10 protein-coding genes, 1 other RNA gene and 6 pseudogenes are annotated in these 17,522 nt (G+C 62.6%); 8 read left to right on the top strand and 9 right to left on the bottom strand.

Annotation, left to right across the window (positions count from 1 at the left end; translation table 11 throughout):
• Positions 1-322, top strand: a 322-nt coding sequence (locus tag WJW29_RS14145) for an IS5/IS1182 family transposase (protein ID WP_075242545.1), incomplete at its 5' end; no start/stop codon positions are given.
• Between the two features lie 44 nt (positions 323-366).
• Positions 367-2,030 (top strand): annotated as a pseudogene (locus tag WJW29_RS14150) (diguanylate cyclase).
• Positions 2,031-2,226: 196 nt separating this feature from the next.
• Here WJW29_RS14150 and WJW29_RS14155 read toward each other — a convergent pair.
• The gene (locus WJW29_RS14155) at positions 2,227-2,460 is read right to left on the bottom strand and encodes a hypothetical protein (protein WP_011258999.1); all 234 of its coding nucleotides are present in this window, start codon (positions 2,458-2,460) and stop codon (positions 2,227-2,229) included.
• Positions 2,461-2,626: 166 nt separating this feature from the next.
• Here WJW29_RS14155 and WJW29_RS14160 point away from each other — a divergent pair, with 166 nt between their 5' ends.
• The gene (locus WJW29_RS14160; protein WP_011259000.1) at positions 2,627-3,601 is read left to right on the top strand and encodes a GGDEF domain-containing protein; all 975 of its coding nucleotides are present in this window, start codon (positions 2,627-2,629) and stop codon (positions 3,599-3,601) included.
• A gap of 55 nt (positions 3,602-3,656) precedes the next feature.
• On the opposite strand, the pseudogene WJW29_RS14165 reads toward WJW29_RS14160, so the two are convergent.
• From WJW29_RS14165 to WJW29_RS14180, 4 genes and pseudogenes are all read right to left on the bottom strand, one after another.
• Positions 3,657-4,244, bottom strand: a pseudogene (locus WJW29_RS14165) (IS30 family transposase); the annotation flags it as partial.
• A gap of 120 nt (positions 4,245-4,364) precedes the next feature.
• Entirely contained in the window at positions 4,365-5,399 is a 1,035-nt protein-coding gene (gene xopT, locus WJW29_RS14170) for a type III secretion system effector XopT (RefSeq protein ID WP_011259002.1), read from the bottom strand.
• A 146-nt stretch (positions 5,400-5,545) separates the two neighbouring features.
• Positions 5,546-5,962, bottom strand: a pseudogene (locus WJW29_RS14175) (transposase); the annotation flags it as partial.
• Positions 5,896-6,624, bottom strand: coding sequence for an IS630 family transposase (locus tag WJW29_RS14180; RefSeq protein ID WP_011259003.1), 729 nt, complete (start codon positions 6,622-6,624; stop codon positions 5,896-5,898). The pseudogene WJW29_RS14175 and the gene WJW29_RS14180, both read right to left, overlap by 67 nt.
• A 322-nt stretch (positions 6,625-6,946) precedes the next feature.
• Between WJW29_RS14180 and WJW29_RS14185 the strand changes: the two genes are divergently transcribed.
• A complete protein-coding gene (locus WJW29_RS14185; RefSeq protein ID WP_011408549.1) occupies positions 6,947-8,080 on the top strand; it encodes a phospholipase A in 1,134 nt (377 codons plus the stop codon).
• 62 nt (positions 8,081-8,142) lie between these two features.
• A non-coding RNA gene (locus tag WJW29_RS14190) (sX9 sRNA) lies at positions 8,143-8,218 on the top strand.
• A 290-nt stretch (positions 8,219-8,508) separates the two neighbouring features.
• Here WJW29_RS14190 and WJW29_RS14195 read toward each other — a convergent pair.
• A pseudogene (locus WJW29_RS14195) lies at positions 8,509-9,143 on the bottom strand (glutathione S-transferase family protein).
• Between the two features lie 136 nt (positions 9,144-9,279).
• Positions 9,280-10,797, bottom strand: coding sequence for a fumarate hydratase (locus WJW29_RS14200; protein WP_011259006.1), 1,518 nt, complete (start codon positions 10,795-10,797; stop codon positions 9,280-9,282).
• A 333-nt stretch (positions 10,798-11,130) separates the two neighbouring features.
• Between WJW29_RS14200 and WJW29_RS14205 the strand changes: the two genes are divergently transcribed.
• Together WJW29_RS14205 and WJW29_RS14210 are read left to right on the top strand one after the other, a co-directional pair.
• A complete protein-coding gene (locus WJW29_RS14205; protein ID WP_011259007.1) occupies positions 11,131-13,011 on the top strand; it encodes an ABC transporter ATP-binding protein in 1,881 nt (626 codons plus the stop codon).
• Positions 13,012-13,199: 188 nt separating this feature from the next.
• Positions 13,200-13,979 (top strand): ferredoxin--NADP reductase, encoded by a 780-nt coding sequence (locus tag WJW29_RS14210; RefSeq protein ID WP_011408551.1) that lies wholly within the window; start codon positions 13,200-13,202, stop codon positions 13,977-13,979.
• A gap of 150 nt (positions 13,980-14,129) precedes the next feature.
• Here WJW29_RS14210 and WJW29_RS14215 read toward each other — a convergent pair whose 3' ends face one another.
• Positions 14,130-14,615, bottom strand: coding sequence for a glutathione peroxidase (locus tag WJW29_RS14215; protein ID WP_011259009.1), 486 nt, complete (start codon positions 14,613-14,615; stop codon positions 14,130-14,132).
• A gap of 241 nt (positions 14,616-14,856) precedes the next feature.
• Here WJW29_RS14215 and WJW29_RS14220 point away from each other — a divergent pair.
• A pseudogene (locus tag WJW29_RS14220) lies at positions 14,857-17,031 on the top strand (M3 family metallopeptidase).
• A gap of 61 nt (positions 17,032-17,092) precedes the next feature.
• Here WJW29_RS14220 and WJW29_RS14225 read toward each other — a convergent pair.
• Positions 17,093-17,221 (bottom strand): annotated as a pseudogene (locus tag WJW29_RS14225) (HTH domain-containing protein); the annotation flags it as partial.
• Positions 17,222-17,522: the final 301 nt, after the last annotated feature.

The following is a 17,522-nucleotide window of genomic DNA, read 5'->3' on the forward strand; positions in this document are numbered from 1 at the left end:
ACCCGCAGGCCGCGCGTTGCTTGAACACCTGGGGCCAGTGGAGCGGCCGGTTCATCTGCTGATGGATCGCGCTTACGAAGGCAATGAAACCCGCCAGTTGGCGCTCGATCTTGGCTTCGTGCCGGTGGTTCCACCCAAGTCCAATCGGGTCGATCCTTGGGAGTACGACAAGGAAATGTACAAGCGGCGCAACGAAGTGGAGAGGCTGTTCCGTCGCTTGAAGGGCTACCGACGGATTTTCACGCGCTTCGAGAAGCTGGATGTCATGTTCCTTGGCTTCCTCAGCTTCGTTCTGGTCGTTGATGGGCTTCGGATGTGTTAACAGGCCCTAGACGAACGAAACGCCGCGCTGCCGGCGCCCTACTGGTGGGCGGGCTGATCTTTCTGCTGATCGGCGTGGGCGGGTATCTCACGACGCGGCAGTCGCTGTCGGACGCCAGTTGGGTGCCCCATACGCAGGAGGTGATTGCCAGCATCGATGAGATACAGGCCGGCATCCTGTCGGCGGAATCGTCGGTACGCGGCTATGTGCTGACCGACAACGAAGCCTTTAGGCGTCTATGCCGATGCGATCGGCCGCCTGCCCGAACGTCTCGTGCGGCTGGATGCCTTGGTGCAGGACAACCCGCTCCAGCAGCGCAATGTCGCGACGCTCAGCCGGCTGGTGGATGGGCGCTTGGTGCAGATCGACGATCTATTGCACAGCTATCGCAAGCAGGGCCTGGACGGCGCACGCACCTCGATTGCACGCGGCGTGTTCCAGACTTTTTCGTCGCTGCGCCGCCAGGTGCAGACCATGACGGAGCTGGAGCGTCAGCAGTTGGTGCGGCGAAACGACGCCACCACGCGCAGTGCGCAATGGGTGCTGTGGGTGACGGTGATCGGTATTTTCAGCTGACTGCTGGTGATGCTGCTGGCCTACCGTTTGTTGTCGCGCGAGCTGGAACTGCGCACGCGTGCAGAAGACGAAGCCAGCCATACCAGCGAGCGCCTGACCGAGTCGTTTGCGGCGCTTGAACGTACCTCTGCCGGTCTGGAGGCGCTGTCGCGGTACTCGGAATTGCTGCAGAACTGCCGCGATGCCGAAGAAGCGCTGGAAATCACTGCGCACACGATCGCCCCGCTGATGCCCGCTGATGCCCGGTGCGGCCGGCGCGGTGTACCTGCTGCGCGCCTCGCGCAACCGCGCCGAACAAGTTATCGCCTGGGGCACGATGGCCGACGACGCCGGTGCCAACATCGCACCGGACAACTGTTTGGCGCTGCGTCGCGACCGCACCCATGTGGTGATGGACGCCAGCCAGGGCATGCTGTATCAGCATGCCGGCGTCAATCTCCCGCCGCAGGCGGGCACGGCCTGCATTCCGCTATCGGCGCAAGGCACGCAATTGGGAATGCTGGCGTTGCGCAGCGAAGACCCCAGCGATCTCGCATCACTGACGGTCGCCGAGGCGGCAGCGGAACAACTGTCGTTGGCGCTGCACAACCTGCGCTTGCGCGAAACGCTGCGTCAGCAATCGATCCGCGACCTGCTGACCGGCCTGTACAACCGCCGCTATCTGGAAGAAACCCTCAATCACGAACTGGCGCGCTGTACACGTCGGGGGCTGCCACTGTCGGTGCTGATGCTGGATGTGGATCACTTCAAGCAGTTCAACGACCTGCATGGGCACAGCGGCGGCGACCGCGTACTGTCGGCCATCGGCGAGTTGCTGCTGTCGCAGACACGTGGTGAGGACATCTGCTGTCGGTATGGCGGAGAAGAATTGACGATCATCCTGCCCGAGGTGGATCTGCCCACCGCCTGCATGATGGCCGAGAAGCTGCGCACCGGTATCGAGGCCTTGCAGGTGATGGGCAATGGCGTCTCCCTGCCCAAGGTCACTGCATCGTTCGGCGCGGCCAACTTCCCCGATCACGCGGGCACCGTGGCGCAGTTGCTGCGGCGGGCGCACGAGGCGCTGTATCGCGCCAAACAAGTGGGCCGCAATCAGGTCGTGAGTGCGCACGTGCTAGCAACTGCGGCCTGAGCGCAGGCGGCCCAAGCGTACTTCGCCAAGCGCGTGTAGAGGCATTGGTCACGTGGCCGATTCTGGCGCTCGCATCAAGCGCCTGCGCTTTGCGGCGATTGGCGCGAGCGGCTGCACGACACCGCGCGCATCATTCACAAAAGCGCATTGCAGTGATGAGCATGCATGCATATAAACCAACGCGTAGGGCAAGGCATCAACCGCAGCAATGCCCAGCGTCATCGGTGGGAATCATGCCGGCGCCGGCCAGCATGCCATCGATGCGCGTGCGCACATAGGCTGCATCGTCTTGCGTCGCGCTGCTCAGAATCGCTTCGGCACGCGCCTGGAAACCCAGATGGTCAACGTCCGCATCTTCATCTGCCAACAACTTCGCCAACTCTCCCTGCAACGCGTCCAGGCGCATCTCGAATTCTTCGCGGGTGGGCATGGCAGACTACGACGACAAAGACAACACGGTTGCGGCAAGGCCGTCAGGGATGTGCGAAGCCTTGCGCTGCGACGCTGCATGTTCCTACCCGTTACGCAGATGAAGACACGCTCAACTTTGACCACACCTCGCCGATAATGTTGCCGACTCCTACAGAACCTTCCCTGTGATCCTCCACCTGCGGCGGGATTTCCGCCTTGGCATCGTCAAGATGCTTGGGCCAATCACTGCGCTGTTGCTTTGCCTCTATGCGGTGTACTTGGCCATGACCGGTCAGGTGGTTGCTTGCCTGGTCACCACGTCGTTGGGTTTGCTTGCGGTATGGCGCGGCTGGCAGATGCGCAGCGCCGAACGAACCGGTGCCGGCGGCGTGTGGCTGGCGTCGATCAATGTCGGCGGGTGTCTGGTCGCGTGCTGGACCGGTGGCGATGGCGCCCTGATCTGGCTGTTCCCGGTCCTGGCCACCAATTATTTACTGTGCGGGCCGCGACGCGCGGTGCTGTTGAGCTTGCCACTGCTGGCCGCATTGCTGTTCTTGCCTGGCTTGATCACCAGCCCCGGCCAGGGCGTGTCGACAATCGTGGGGACGTTGGTGACGCTGGCGGTGGGCTATGCGTTTTCGCTACGGATGCAGGACGACCGCGTGCATCTGGAAGAGCTGGCCTCGCTAGATGCGCTGACCGGCTTGCCCAATCGGCGCATGCTCGAACGCGCGCTGACCGATCAGATCAATCAACGCCAACCGCATGATCGGCTCAACAGCTTGATCATCCTGGATCTGGATCATTTCAAAGAGGTCAACGATTTGTACGGGCATGCCGCAGGCGATGCGGCGCTCTCGGATCTGGCCACCATCCTGCGCTTCGAAGTACGCGACCCGCATCAGGTATTCCGCTTTGGCGGCGAAGAATTCGTGGTGCTGCTGCGGGCCGGTTCGCTGGCGGAACTGGAAGCGGCTACCGAACGCTTGCGCAAGGTGATCCGCAATGGCTTGCGCGGCCCGGGCGGGCGCATCACCGTCTCGCTGGGTGCGGCACGTCACGACGGCGAAACGCATTGGCAAGACTGGTTTTCGCGTGCCGATGCAGCGCTGTATCTGGCCAAGAACGGCGGACGTGACAGCGCGCGGGTTGCCGAGTAAGCGTGACCAGTACGCCTGCATGCCACTGCGTATGCAGATGCACGTGGCAGATGGAGGGTGAATAAGCCAGCAGATGCAGGCGACTGCGGCGTTCGGTCATGCTGACCACCACGCCCTTTCCGTGCGAGGCCCTGATGGTCTCCAGCTCCCAGTCGCCGATACGGCTTCGCTGCTCAACCACACTGGGGCGCTGTGTCCAGCTGCGCCGATGCGTCAGCTGCCCGCGGCCATCGCGCACGCCACGCCGACGGCGCTTGCGGCGGCGTTTGCGTAGATGCATGAACAACTGACCACCGCGCTTCTGATCGGCGTCGATGTGCCGATAGATCCATTCGTGACTGGCCAAGCCGGTGCGGCCGGCGATCTGTTCGGGACTGAAGTCCTCCCTCAGCAGGACCTCGATCTGACGGATACGCTCAGCGTCGATGCGTGGTCGCCGGCTGGCCTGTGCGCGCCGATGGGCGCTGATGCGCTGCGCGTGATCGGGCTGGTACCGCGCAGTGTGCTGATTGCGGCGCAGCTCACGACTGATCGTGCTGGGCGCACGCGCCAATACATCGGCGATGGCGCGCATCGACATCCCGGTTTCATATAACGCATACAGACGGTATCGTTCCGATAGGTCAAGGCGGCTGGATGACATGGGCAACTCCACTTGGTAGTGAAGTCGCTCAGGTCAGGTCGCCTGGACCACGTCACAACCGTTGGTGTTGCGATTCAGAGTTGAAGCCGCCCAGAAAAGTATTTTCACTTCCCCCGACTCTCAATTCCCATGGCGGTCCAACCGCCTTCTCTTACGCATGGCCAGCGCGGCTTTTGACACGACTTCCCCCGTTGCCGGGTCGGTCACCTTCTTACGCATGGCCAGCGTGGCTTTTGACACGACTTCCCCCGTTGCCGGGTCAAGCACCCTCTTACGATTGGCCAGCGTGGCTCTTGACACGGCTTCCCCCGTTTCCGGGTCGGTCACCATCTGACGCTTGGACAGCGTGTTTCTTGACACGAGTTGCCCCGTTAACGGGTCGAGCACCCTCTTACGATTGGACAGCGCGCCTTTGGACACGAGTTCCCCCGTTACCGGGTCGACCACCTGCTCACGCAGGGCCAGCGCGCGTTTTGACACGAATTTCCCCGTTGCCGGGTCGAGCACCTTCTCGAGACTGGACCGCGTGGATTTGGGAATTGGCTCAGGCGTGCTCGAGCCGGGAGCCTGTGAGGGAAGACCGGCAACGATCGGTCCCTTGCCCGTGCTGGCGGGAACCGGCATGACTGTCGCGTGCGTTGACGAACTGGCTAACAATGAAGCGGAAGGGGCGGGATAGTGTCCAACGCCATGGGAATAGCTTGATGGAGGGGCGGGGGGCGCGATTGCAGCGCTATCAACAGACTCTCCCAAGGGCACCGACAGCTCCGACCGGTTGGCAACCTCCTGTAATGCAGGGGCGCTTGGAGCGGAGGATGGAGTGTCTGGTATATCCAGAAACTGCATCGGGTCAAACGCAAGCTCTCCGGACAACGACAACGCAGGTGGCACGGACTGCATGGACATGGAGGTGCGGTTGAGGCGGTGTTGCTGTATCTCCTGGATCCGATACGGGGTGGGATCGGCGGGCAGAACACGCCGTCTCCACGGAGCTGGTGCCATCTCAGCCAATTGCGCCAACGCGTCCTGGCCGTGTTGGGTGCGGCGCCAATTGACGGTGTCGGCGATTGCCTGATCGGGCGAGTCAGAACCGGCAAGGCCGTTGTCGACCAGGTCATTGGCGATGATGGCTGAATTGGGCGAAAGAGGGCGCATTCCTGAGTCCTCATCGTTTTTCGGAGAAGACGTGATGGAACCAGTTTTGGGCAAGCCGCCCTTCGGAAAGGGCGAAATTATGCGCGGAAATCTGAAGCATGAGGGGGCGCCAGGGATTCGTGCAAGAAACCTTTACTGACAGCGAGCTAGTGTCGCGTTCCGTTGATAACTTTGCATAGCCGTTCGATTTTGGCGAGGATCGAGTCAGCTGTCGCAGTCCATTTGAACGGTCGCGGATTTTGATTGTAGTGCTCCACGAAGGCGTTGATCTTGCGCTTTAGATCGGCCACCGAGTCGAAGGAGTCGCGCCTGATCGCCCGTTGGGTGATCAGGCCGAACCAGCGCTCGATCTGATTGAGCCAGGAGCTGTAGGTCGGCGTGTAGTGGATGTGGTAGCGCGGCCGTTTGGCCAGCCATGCCTTGATCCTGGCGTGCTTGTGGGTGGCGTCGTTGTCGCAGATCAGATGCACGTCCAGATCCTGCGGCACCTGCGCGTCTACATGTCGCAGGAACGAGAGAAATTCCTGATGTCGGTGCTGGGTTTGCACTGGGTGATGACGCTGCCGTTGGCGACGTCCAGCGCGGCAAACAGCGTCGTGGTGCCGTGGCGCACGTAGTCGTTGATGCCTTCGACGTACCCCAACCCCATCGGCAGCACCGGCTGGGTACGCTCCAAGGCCTGTACCTGACTCTTCTCATCCACACACAGCACCAGCGCATGATTGGGCGGATTCAGATACAGGCCGACGATGTCGCGCACCTTCTCGATGAAGAACGCATCGGTGGAGAGCTTGAAGCGCTTGGAGCGATGCGGCTGCAGGCCGAACAACGTCATGTAGCGGTGGACGGTGGTGGTGGAACGTCCTGTCTCGACCGCCAGCGTGCGGCGCGACCAGTGCGTGTTGCCGTTCGGCTTGCGCGTCAGGACGGTGTTGACCAGTTCGGCTACCTTTGCATCGCTGGTTGTGCGCGGCCGGCCGGGCTTGAGTTCGTTGTGCAGGCCGGCAATGCCGCGCTCCCGATAGCGGGTACGCCACAACGTGACGGTTGGCCGGCTCACCCCGTAGCGATGCGCAATTGCCGTCTGCGGCTCGCCGTCGGCCATGCGCAGGATCATCTGCGCGCGGCGCGACAAGGCCGCCGGCAAACTTTGCGATCGGGCCATCGACTCCAGTTGCACACGATCGTCGGCGCTGACAACCAACGGCTTGGCGGGCCTTCCCATGATCGAGCGCTCCGGTTTCCAAGAGTGCTTCTTTACACAACGCCAGATAAGAAAAGTTACATGCGGAACGCGACACTAGCTCTTCGCAGCGTTTGGGGGCCGTGTACAGGATCTTCGTCCAGGATGCACGTAACAGCCACATGCACGTATTGGGCGGGCGCACACAATGCGCATACCCACCGTCCGGACGATCATTTCAAGCAACCGCCGGGCGACGTAATCCGAATGTTATGCCACCTTGTACACACTGCGCATGCAGACGCGACCGTTAAGCTGCGTTTCCCTGTGCCTGCCTGGCGCGCTTACCTCGGCCAGACTGCTCATGTCCAAGCACCGCACCCGCCCTCTGACGTTGATCGCCCTGGCCGCTGCGCCATTGGCGCATGCGCAGGAAATCGCCCCGCAGCCGGCCTCGCCGCAAGCCTGCACCTCGGTCACGTCCGATGCCGTGCGTCTGGCCTGTTACGACAAGGCGCTGGGCTACACCCCGCAGCTCACCGCGGAGGCGGATGCCGCAGCGCAATTGGCCAAGCAGAAGGAAGCCAAGCACGACGATACGCGCGCGATCAGCCGGGGCGGCGATTTCTTCCGCGCCGACGGACAGGACCAACCCAAAGAAGAAGCGGTAGCAAACGCGGGCCGCGGCTCGTTGCTGGACCGACGCTGGGAATTGGCCAAGGACTCCAAGTTAGGCACTTTCCAGGTGCGTGGCTACAAGCCGGTGTACCTGTTGCCGGCGTTCTGGACCAGCGACACCAACCGCACCCCGCAGTCGCCCAATCCGGCCGACTCGGTCGACACGCCGCAGCCACTGGACAACACCGAGCTGAAGTTCCAGCTCAGCTTCAAGACCAAGGTCGTCGAAGACCTGTTCGGCGACAATGGCGATATCTGGATGGGCTACACCCAGAGCTCGCGCTGGCAGGCCTACAACGCCGATGCGTCGCGCCCGTTCCGCGAGACCAATTACGAGCCCGAGGCGATGCTGGTGTTTCGCAACAACTACAGCATCTTCGGCTGGAAGGGCCGCATGAGCGGCATCAGCCTCAATCACATGTCCAATGGGCGTGCCGACCCGCTGTCGCGCTCCTGGAACCGGGTCATCCTGAACTTCGGCCTGGATCGCGAGAACTGGGCCCTGACACTGCGCCCGTGGTTCCGCATTAAGGAAGACCGCGCCGACGACAATAATCCCGATATCGAGGATTACATGGGCCGCGGCGATGCGACGCTGGTGTACAACAAGGATGGTCAGGAATTCGCGGTGATCGCACGCCATTCGCTCCGTGGCGGCGAACGCTCGCACGGCTCGGTGCAGCTGGATTACGGCTTCCCGATCACCAGCCTGTTGCGCGGCCACATGCAAGTGTTCGACGGTTACGGCGAAAGCATGATCGACTACAACCACGAGGCGACTTACATCGGCCTGGGCGTGTCGTTGCTGGAGTGGTTCTAAGAGCAGCTAACAAAACGACTGCGCTCACCGCCAGGCGGGCGCGGCCGGTGCTCGGAATCGGCATGTACCACGCGTCCACTGTGGTTCTGAGCGCGCCATCCGCGCCCACTTGAAGCTGCTCGCGACGTGTTGTTGGCCGCTCTACGCCCGATGGGTACGACAGGCGCTGACGTCTTCCGATTTCCAGCACGCAGTCGTGGTCGTTGAACGCATGCGCTGGAGTTAATCGATAAACTCGCATGCGTTAATCCTATAAAAAGCCGGCATGTACGCATGCCGGCTTTTTGATTTTACAAACCATGTTGCAAGACACTTCGGCCCGCCCTGCCCCGGCAATCTCGCCGTTGCCGAAGCTTTCTTGCAATCACTTCAAACGTCGAAAAATCTCCTTGCCGTCCTGCGCAGCGTTTCGCACTCCGCGACGCGGCTCAGGTCCAGTCGGTCAGGCCTTCCCGGCGATAGGTTTCCTGGAACGCTGGGCGCGCCTTCATCAGCGTTGCATGCGCCTGCAGCGCCGGCCAGGTATCGGTCGGGCGTGGCATGTTGCGCGACCAGCGCATCAGCATGGTCAACATGAAATCGGCCGCCGACAAGGTGTGTCCCAGCAGATAGGGGCCATGGACCTGCAGATGCGCAGCGACCTGGGTCCAGGCCGCTTCGAGTTTGCGGCGGGCTTGCACCTGTGCAGCCTCGGCATGCTCGGCACCAGCCGGTTCGCTCGGATAGAACCAGGCGCGGGATGCCGGCTGCAAGGTATTGGCGCAGAAGAACATCCACGTGTAGTACGCCGCGCGTTCGGGTGTGCCGGGCGCGGGTGCCAGCGTCGCCTGTGGATGCAGATCGGCCAGCTGCAGCGCGGTGGCCGCAGCCTCGGTGAGCACGTGCCCATCCAGTACCAGCGGGGTACCACGCCGGCGGGATTGATCACCAGATACTGCGACGATGTGTGCTCGCCGCGTTCGAAATCCAGCGGTTGCAACTCGTGCGGGACATCCAGTTCGATCAGCAGCCAATGCACCACAAACGCTGCGGTGTTGGGGGTGTGGTAAAGCGTCGTCGCCATGCAGATTCCTGAGTGTGAGCGCCGACCAAACCTGCTACGCAGCCGCCTGGTAGAGCCGGCTGATGCTGCGCATCGACTGCAGCTACTGCACGCCCATGCCGCCTGAGGACTGCTCGCTACGTGTCGCTAGCCGCTTTTATTCCACCACCACCGGGATCTTGCCGATGCGCGACTGCCACAGCCGTGGGCCAGTCTTGTGCACCGATTCGCCAGTGGAATCCACCGCTACGGTGACTGGCATGTCCTTGACCTCGAATTCGTAGATCGCCTCCATGCCGAGATCTTCGAACGCAAGCACGCGGGCCGCCTTGATCGCCTTGGACACCAGGTAGGCCGAACCGCCGACCGCCATCAGGTACACGGCCTTGTTGTCGCGGATCGCATCGATGGCCGCATCGCCACGCTCGGACTTACCGACCATGCCCAGCAGGCCGGTCTGCTCCAGCATCTGGCGGGTGAACTTGTCCATGCGCGTGGCGGTCGTCGGGCCCGCCGGGCCGACCACTTCATCGCGCACCGGGTCGACCGGACCGACGTAGTAGATGAAGCGATTGGTGAAATCCACCGGCAGCGTTTGGCCACGGTTGAGCATGTCGATCATGCGCTTGTGCGCGGCATCGCGGCCGGTCAGCAGCTTGCCGTTAAGCAGAATCACCTCGCCCGGCTTGAAGCTGGCCACTTCTTCCTTGCTGATGGTATCCAGATTGACCCGGCGCGCATTGGTCGGGTTGTAGGTGAGCGTGGGCCAGTCTTCCAGCGACGGCGGATCCAGCATCACCGGGCCGCTGCCGTCCAGGGTGAAGTGGGCGTGGCGAGTCGCCGCGCAGTTGGGAATCAACGCCACCGGCAGGTTCGCCGCGTGGGTCGGGTAATCCTTGACCTTGATGTCCAGCACGGTGGTCAGGCCGCCCAGGCCTTGCGCGCCGATGCCCAGTGCATTGACCTTTTCGTACAGCTCAAGCCGCAGCTCTTCGGCACGGTTGGACGCGCCGCGCGCCTGCAGGTCGACGATGTCGATCGGCTCCATCAAGGCTTCCTTGGCCAGCAGCATCGCCTTTTCGGCGGTGCCGCCGATGCCGATGCCGAGCATGCCCGGCGGGCACCAGCCGGCGCCCATGGTCGGCACGGTCTTGAGCACCCAATCGACGATGGAGTCGGAGGGATTGAGCATGGCGAACTTGCTCTTGGCCTCCGAGCCGCCGCCCTTGGCTGCGACGATCACCTCGACATGGTCGCCGGGCACGATCTTGGTGTTGACCACCGCCGGCGTGTTGTCCTTGGTGTTGGCGCGCTTTCCCGCCGGGTCGGCCAGAACGCTGGCGCGCAGCTTGTTGTCGGGGTGGTTGTAGGCGCGGCGCACGCCTTCGTTGACCATGTCTTCCACGCCCATCGTGGCGTCGTCCCAGCGCACGTTCATGCCGATTTCCAGGAACACGGTGACGATGCCGGTGTCCTGGCAGATCGGGCGGTGGCCTTCGGCGCACATGCGCGAATTGATCAGGATCTGCGCGATGGCGTCCTTGGCGGCCGGCGATTCCTCGCGCTCATACGCGGCGGACAAATTCTTGATGTAGTCGACCGGGTGGTAGTAGCTGATGTACTGCAGCGCGTCGGCGACGGACTGGATGAGGTCTTCCTGCTTGATCGAGGTCACGGCTGGCTCTGCGGCTGGCGGGGGGAAACCCGGCCATTTTAGGGCAAAGTGACCGGCGCGCCCGCTGTCACGCCGGCACCCGCTGTTCCGTCCTGGTCGCCGTGAGCCTTGATCCCACCTTCGAAACCCGGCGTCCCCGGCTGGTCGGCCGCAGCCGCGGCGGCCGGCGCGCGAATGAGCGGAGCGCTCCGGCCGCCGGCCCGCCGAACAGGGGCCTGAGCGCCGACGCCGGCCCGGTGCTCGGCGACTGGGCGAGCACGCAACTGCCCCAGCCCCTGCCTCTTACCTGTTGCCCACACCCCGCGCCCACGCCGGGCGCGGCACACTAGTGCGATGTCAGCTTCCCGTTCCGGCGCTACTGCGCCTGCCGCTCCCCGTACCGGCCCCACCCTGCGCGAGCGCCTGGATGCGCTGCGCAATCTTCCACCGTTCCTGCGCCAGATCTGGCAGACCAGCCGCTGGTTAAGTGCCAGCAGCATCGGCCTGCGCGCGCTGCGCGCGCTGATGCCGGTGGCGTCGCTGTACATCGGCAAAGTGATCATCGACGAGGTGATTCATCTGGTCGGCCAACCGCCGGCGTTCGAATCGCTTGCCCAGGCCTTGGGCAGCGGCCGCCTGAATCGTCTGCTGGAATTGCTGGCGCTGGAGCTCGCACTGTCGATTGGTTCGGACCTGCTCGGCCGGCTGATCGGCTACGCCGATGCGCTGCTGTCGGAACTGTTCAACAATGCTGCCAGCGTGCGCCTGATGGAACATGCCGCGCAGCTGGATCTGGAGGACTTCGAAGATCCCGACCGGCAGGACAAGCTGGATCGCGCGCGCCGTCAGACCATGAACCGCATGAATCTGATGAGCCAGCTGTTCGGGCAAGTGCAGGACGCCCTCACCGTGGTCAGCCTGGCGGTGGGCCTGGTGGTCTATGCGCCGTGGTTGATCGTGCTGCTGGCGGTCGCGTTGATTCCGGCCTTCATCGGCGAGGCGCATTTCAATGCCTTGGGGTATTCGCTCAATTTTCAGTGGACGCCGGAGCGGCGACAGCTGGATTACTTGCGCCAGGTCGGCGCCAGCGTGGAGACGGCGAAAGAAGTCAAGATCCTCAACCTGCACCGCTTCCTGATCGCACGCTACCGTCGGCTGGCCGACAAGTTCTTCCAGGCCAACCGCGCCCTGGCGCGCAAGCGTGCAATGTGGGGTGCGCTGCTGGCCGCGCTGGGCACCTTGGGCTATTACATGGCATATGGCTATATCGCCTGGCGCACCGTGCGCGGCGATTTCAGCATCGGCGATCTGACCTTCCTGGCCGGTAGCTTCCTGCGCTTGCGGCAATTGCTGGAAGGCTTGCTGATTGGCTTTTCGCAGGTCGCAGGTCAGGCGCTGTATCTGGACGATCTGTATTCGTTTTTCAACATCGTGCCGGAAATCCGCTCGCGCCCCAACGCGCTGCCGGTGCCGCGCCCGATCCGCCAGGGCTTCGTGTTCCAAGACGTCGGCTTCCGTTATCCGGATGCCGACCAGTGGACGGTGCGGCATCTGGATTTCGAGTTGCGTGCCGGCGAAGTGCTGGCGCTAGTGGGCGAAAACGGCGCCGGCAAGACCACCCTGGTCAAACTGCTGGCGCGTCTGTACGACCCCGATGAAGGACGCATCCTGCTCGATGGTCACGACCTGCGCGATTACGATCTGGACGATCTACGCGCCAACCTGGGGGTGATTTTCCAGGACTTCGTGCGCTATCACCTGAGCGTGGGCGAAAACATCGGCGTCGGCCAGGTCGATGCGATGGACGACACGCCACGCATCCACGCCGCCGCGGAGCGCGCGATGGCGGGCGAGCTGATCGACAGCCTGCCCGACGGCTACAACCAACTGGTGGGACGGCGCTTCAAGAACAGCGTGGATCTGTCCGGTGGGCAGTGGCAAAAGATCGCCATCGCGCGCGCGTACATGCGCGATGCGCAACTGATGATTCTGGACGAACCCACCGCCGCGCTGGATGCGCGCAGCGAGTGCGAGGTGTTCCAACGCTTCAAGGAGCTGTCGGACAACCGTACCGCCGTGCTGATCTCGCACCGCTTTTCCAGCGTGCGCATGGCCGACCGCATCCTTGTACTGGCGGCAGGCCGCATCGAAGCCAACGGCACCCACGAAGCGCTGATGGCGCAGGGCGGCCGCTACGCGGAGCTGTTCGAGCTGCAGGCTGCGGGGTATCGGTGATTTTCGGGATTGGGCATTTGGGATTGGGGATCAGCTTGAGCTGCAACTGGTCCGCTGGCTCCATATCGTTCAGACCCCCAAGGATCCGCTTTTGCGACTCCCCAATCCCCGCATTCAAATGAGATTTCATCTCATTTGGACAGCTTGAGGTAGAATTGAGCAGTACTCCTCCCACGACACTGACCGGTATGTCTTCCGCTTTTGGCGCCGAAACGGTGCTTGAGGTCCGTCATTGGACCGATGCCTACTTCAGCTTCACCACGACCCGCGATGCCGGCTTCCGCTTCGAAAACGGGCAGTTCGTGATGATCGGGCTGGAAACCGAAACGCGCCCGCTGCTGCGTGCGTATTCGATCGCCAGCGCCAATTGGGAAGAACATCTGGAGTTCTTCAGCATCAAGGTGCCGGACGGCCCGCTGACCTCGCGGCTGCAGCACATCCAGCCTGGCGACAAGGTGCTGGTCGGCAAGAAACCCACCGGCACGCTGCTGATCAGCGATCTGCATCCGGGTCGCAATCTGTACCTGCTGGGCACTGGTACCGGCCTGGCGCCGTGGCTGTCGATCATCAAGGACCCGGAAACCTACGAGCGCTTCGACAAGGTGATCCTCACCCAGGGCGTGCGCTTCGTGCAGGATCTGGCCTACCGCGATTACTTCGAACGCGAATTGCCGCAGCACGAATTCCTCGGCGATTTGCTGCGCGAGAAATTGCTGTACTACCCGGCGGTCACGCGCGAAGCCTTCGCCAATCAAGGCCGTTTGACCGAGCTGCTGGCCGATGGCCGCATGCAGCAGACACTCGGGTTGCCGACGCTGGATCCGGCCAACGACCGCTTCATGATCTGCGGCAGCCCGCAAATGCTGACCGACCTGCGCACCCTGCTCGATAGCCGCGGTTTCCAGACCTCGCCGCGCATCGGCACGCCGGGGCATTACGTATTCGAGCGTGCGTTCGTCGAGAAGTGATGCGACGCACGTGGAAAGACCGCGTCGTGCGGCATTTCATATGAAAAACCCGATGTCGTAGGAGCGCACCCGGGCGCGACGAAGCTTTCCCGGTAACGCCTCGTCGCGCCCGGGTGCGCTCCTACAGGTTGAGCACTATGCCCTGCGGGATCATGCGTCCAATGCACGCTCGATATCTGCGGCCAATGCTTCCGGCTTGGTCGTGGGCGCATAACGTTCCAGCACGCGGCCGTCGCGGCCGATCAGGAATTTGGTGAAATTCCACTTGATCGCCTCGGAGCCGAGCACGCCGCGTTGTTCGTGCTTGAGCCATTGCCACAGCGGATGCGCGCCGCTGCCGTTGACCTCGATTTTTTCGGCCAGCGGAAAATCCACTGCGTAGTCGAGCGAGCAAAATTGGCGGATCTGCGCCGCATCACCTGGCTCTTGATGCCCAAACTGATCGCACGGAAATCCGATGACTACCAGCCCGCGCTCGCGATAGCGTTGCCATAAGGCCTGCAAGCCGGCGTACTGCGGCGTAAAGCCGCATTTGGATGCCACATTCACCACCAGCAGCACCTTGCCGGCGTAGTCGCGCATCGTCTGCGTGCGACCCTCAAGGTCGGTGAATTCAAAGGTGGAGAGATCGCTCATGCCGGGCTCGCTTGTTCAGAGGAACGCCAGCGTAGCGCAGCTGTCGGAATGCAGCACTGCGGTCGTATCGCGTACTCGGCAGCGCGACCGCATTGCCGCGGCCATGCGGTCGCGGTCGCCCTCCCCCGTCGACCACATCCGCCAATTGGCTGCACTGCGACCTTGCAGCCATGCCGTTTGTCACACGCCTGTCCCGCGTGGCTGGATTAGCCTCGGCGGTTCGCACTTTGGAGCAACGCTCTTGACCACCCGTCTCGCTTTTGCCCTGGCCGCTTCCCTGGGACTCGCCATGCCGTCCTACAGCATCGCCGCACCCACCAGCACGCAGGCCGCTACCCAAGCCAACCCCTTCTTTGCCGACAGCACGCTGCCGCTGCATTACCCGCCGTTCGACAAGATCATCGACAGCGATTTCGCACCCGCCTTCGATGTCGGCATGGCCGAGCAATTGAAGGAAGTGGAAAAAATCGCCAACCAGAACGCCAAGCCGAGCTTCGACAACACCATCGTCGCGCTGGAAAAGAGCGGCAGCACGCTCGACCGCGCCACCACGGTATTCTTCAATCTGGTCGGTGCCGACACCAACGACGCACGCAAGAAGCTGCAGGCCGACTACTCGGCCAGGTTTGCAGCGCACCGCGATGCGATTTCGCTCAACGGCAAGCTGTTCGCGCGCATCCAGACCTTGTACGACCAACGCACCAAGCTGGGCCTGGATGCGCAAGGCGTGCGCCTGGTCGAGAAGTACGACAGCGACTTCGTGCGCGACGGCGCCAAGCTCTCCGACGCCGACAAGACCACGCTCAAGGCAATGAACGCCGAGCCGGCCAACCTGGGCACCACCTTCAGCCAGAACGTACTGGCAGAAGTGAATGCCACCGCGGTCGTGGTCGATGAGCTCAAGCAACTGGACGGCTTGTCGGAGGAGCAGATCGCCGCTGCCGCCGAAGCCGCCAAGGCACGCAACCTCGACGGCAAATACGTCATCGCGCTGCTCAATACCACCGGCCAACCGCCGCTGACTCAGCTGAAGAATCGCGAGCTGCGCAAGAAGATCTACAACGCTTCGGTGTCGCATGGCAGCCACGGCGGCCAGTACGACAACACCGCGCTGGTGGCGCGCATCATGAAGCTGCGTGCCGACAAGGCCAAGCTGCTCGGCTTCCCCACCTACGCAGTCTATCGGCTGGAAAACCAGACCGCCAAGACGCCCGAAGCGGTCAACGCGATGCTGGGCAAACTGGCGCCGGCTGCGGTGTCCAATGCCAAGCGCGAAGCCGCCGATCTGCAGGCCATGATCGACAAGGAACAAAAGGCCGCGCGCAAGCCGACCTTCAAGCTGGAAGCCTGGGATTGGGCCTACTACAGCGAGAAGGTGCGCCAGCCCAATTATAACTTCGACCAATCGCAGGTCAAGCCCTACTTCGAGTTGAAGAACGTGCTGGAAAACGGCGTTTTCTATGCAGCCAATCAGGAATACGGCCTGACCTTCAAGCAGCGTACCGACCTGCCGACCTAGCGCGACGACATCACCGTCTACGACATGTTCGACGCCGACGGCAAGCAGTTGGCGATCTTCATCGCCGACATGTATGCGCGCCAATCCAAGCGCGGTGGCGCATGGATGAACGCCTATGTGTCGCAGTCCGAGCTGACCGGATTCAAGCCGGTGGTGGCCAATCACCTCAACATCCCCAAACCGCCGGCCGGCCAGCCCACGCTGCTGACCTGGGACGAAGTGACCACCATGTTCCATGAGTTCGGGCATGCGTTGCACGGCATGTTCTCCGACGTCAAATACCCGTATTTCTCCGGCACCAGCGTGCCGCGCGACTTCGTCGAGTTTCCCTCGCAGGTCAACGAAATGTGGGCCGACGAACCATCCATCCTGAAGCACGACGCCAAGCATTATCAGAACGGCTCGCCGATGCCGCAGGCATTGCTGGACAAGGTGATTGCCACGTCCAAGTTCAACCAGGGCTTTGCCACCACCGAGTATCTGGGTGCGGCGATGCTGGATCAGAACTGGCATCAGGTCAGCGCCAACCAGGTGCCGGACGCCGCCGGCGTGATGGCCTTCGAAGCCAAGGCGCTGCAGCAGGACGGCATTGCCTATGCGCCGGTGCCGCAGCGCTACAAGACCCCGTATTTCAGCCACATCATGGGCGGTTACGCGGCAGGCTATTACGCCTACATCTGGTCGGAAGTGCTGGACGCCAACACCCAGCAGTGGTTCAAGCAGCACGGTGGCCTGAGCCGCGCCAATGGCGATCGTTTCCGCAAGACCCTGCTCTCGCGCGGCGGTAGCGTGGATGCAATGGAGCTGTTCCAGAACTTCGCCGGGCATGCGCCGCAGATCGAGCCGCTGCTCGAAAAGCGTGGCCTGACCGAGACAGCGGAAACGCCAAAACGCTAAGTGCACTCCGGCGGGCGATGACGCATCGTTCGCTCGTCTGCTATCGACGCGCGCTCCCCTTTCCCGCCTGTGGGAGACGGGCATCCAGCAGATACAACGGCATGTCCAGGCGATAACCGTCGCCGGCTCGCCCTTCGATGTCGAAACCGGCCGCACGCAGATTCTGGATGCGCTTCCGCATCGTTGCGCGTATGCGCCGCTCATTGCATGCAGCGCAGTACCCAAGTAGTCCCCGGTCGCATTTGATCGCAGATTTCGCCGATGCGAATTTCTGCTGCACACGGAAGGTACCGGAAGGGCAGATAGAGCGACGCCCGCAGTGATGCGTTGATGCGGCTTGTCGGCTTGGCCGGCACGTACGCGGCACTGCCAGCGGCGCAGGTGGGGATTGACACGCCCAGTGCGTTCCACTCCATGGCACATAAATCATTGCGCTCTATACAGACAACAACGGCGCCCGGTGATCCGGGCGCCGTTGAGCTGCCTCTGCA

The sequence above is a fragment of the Xanthomonas sp. JL1 genome (genome assembly GCF_038405005.1).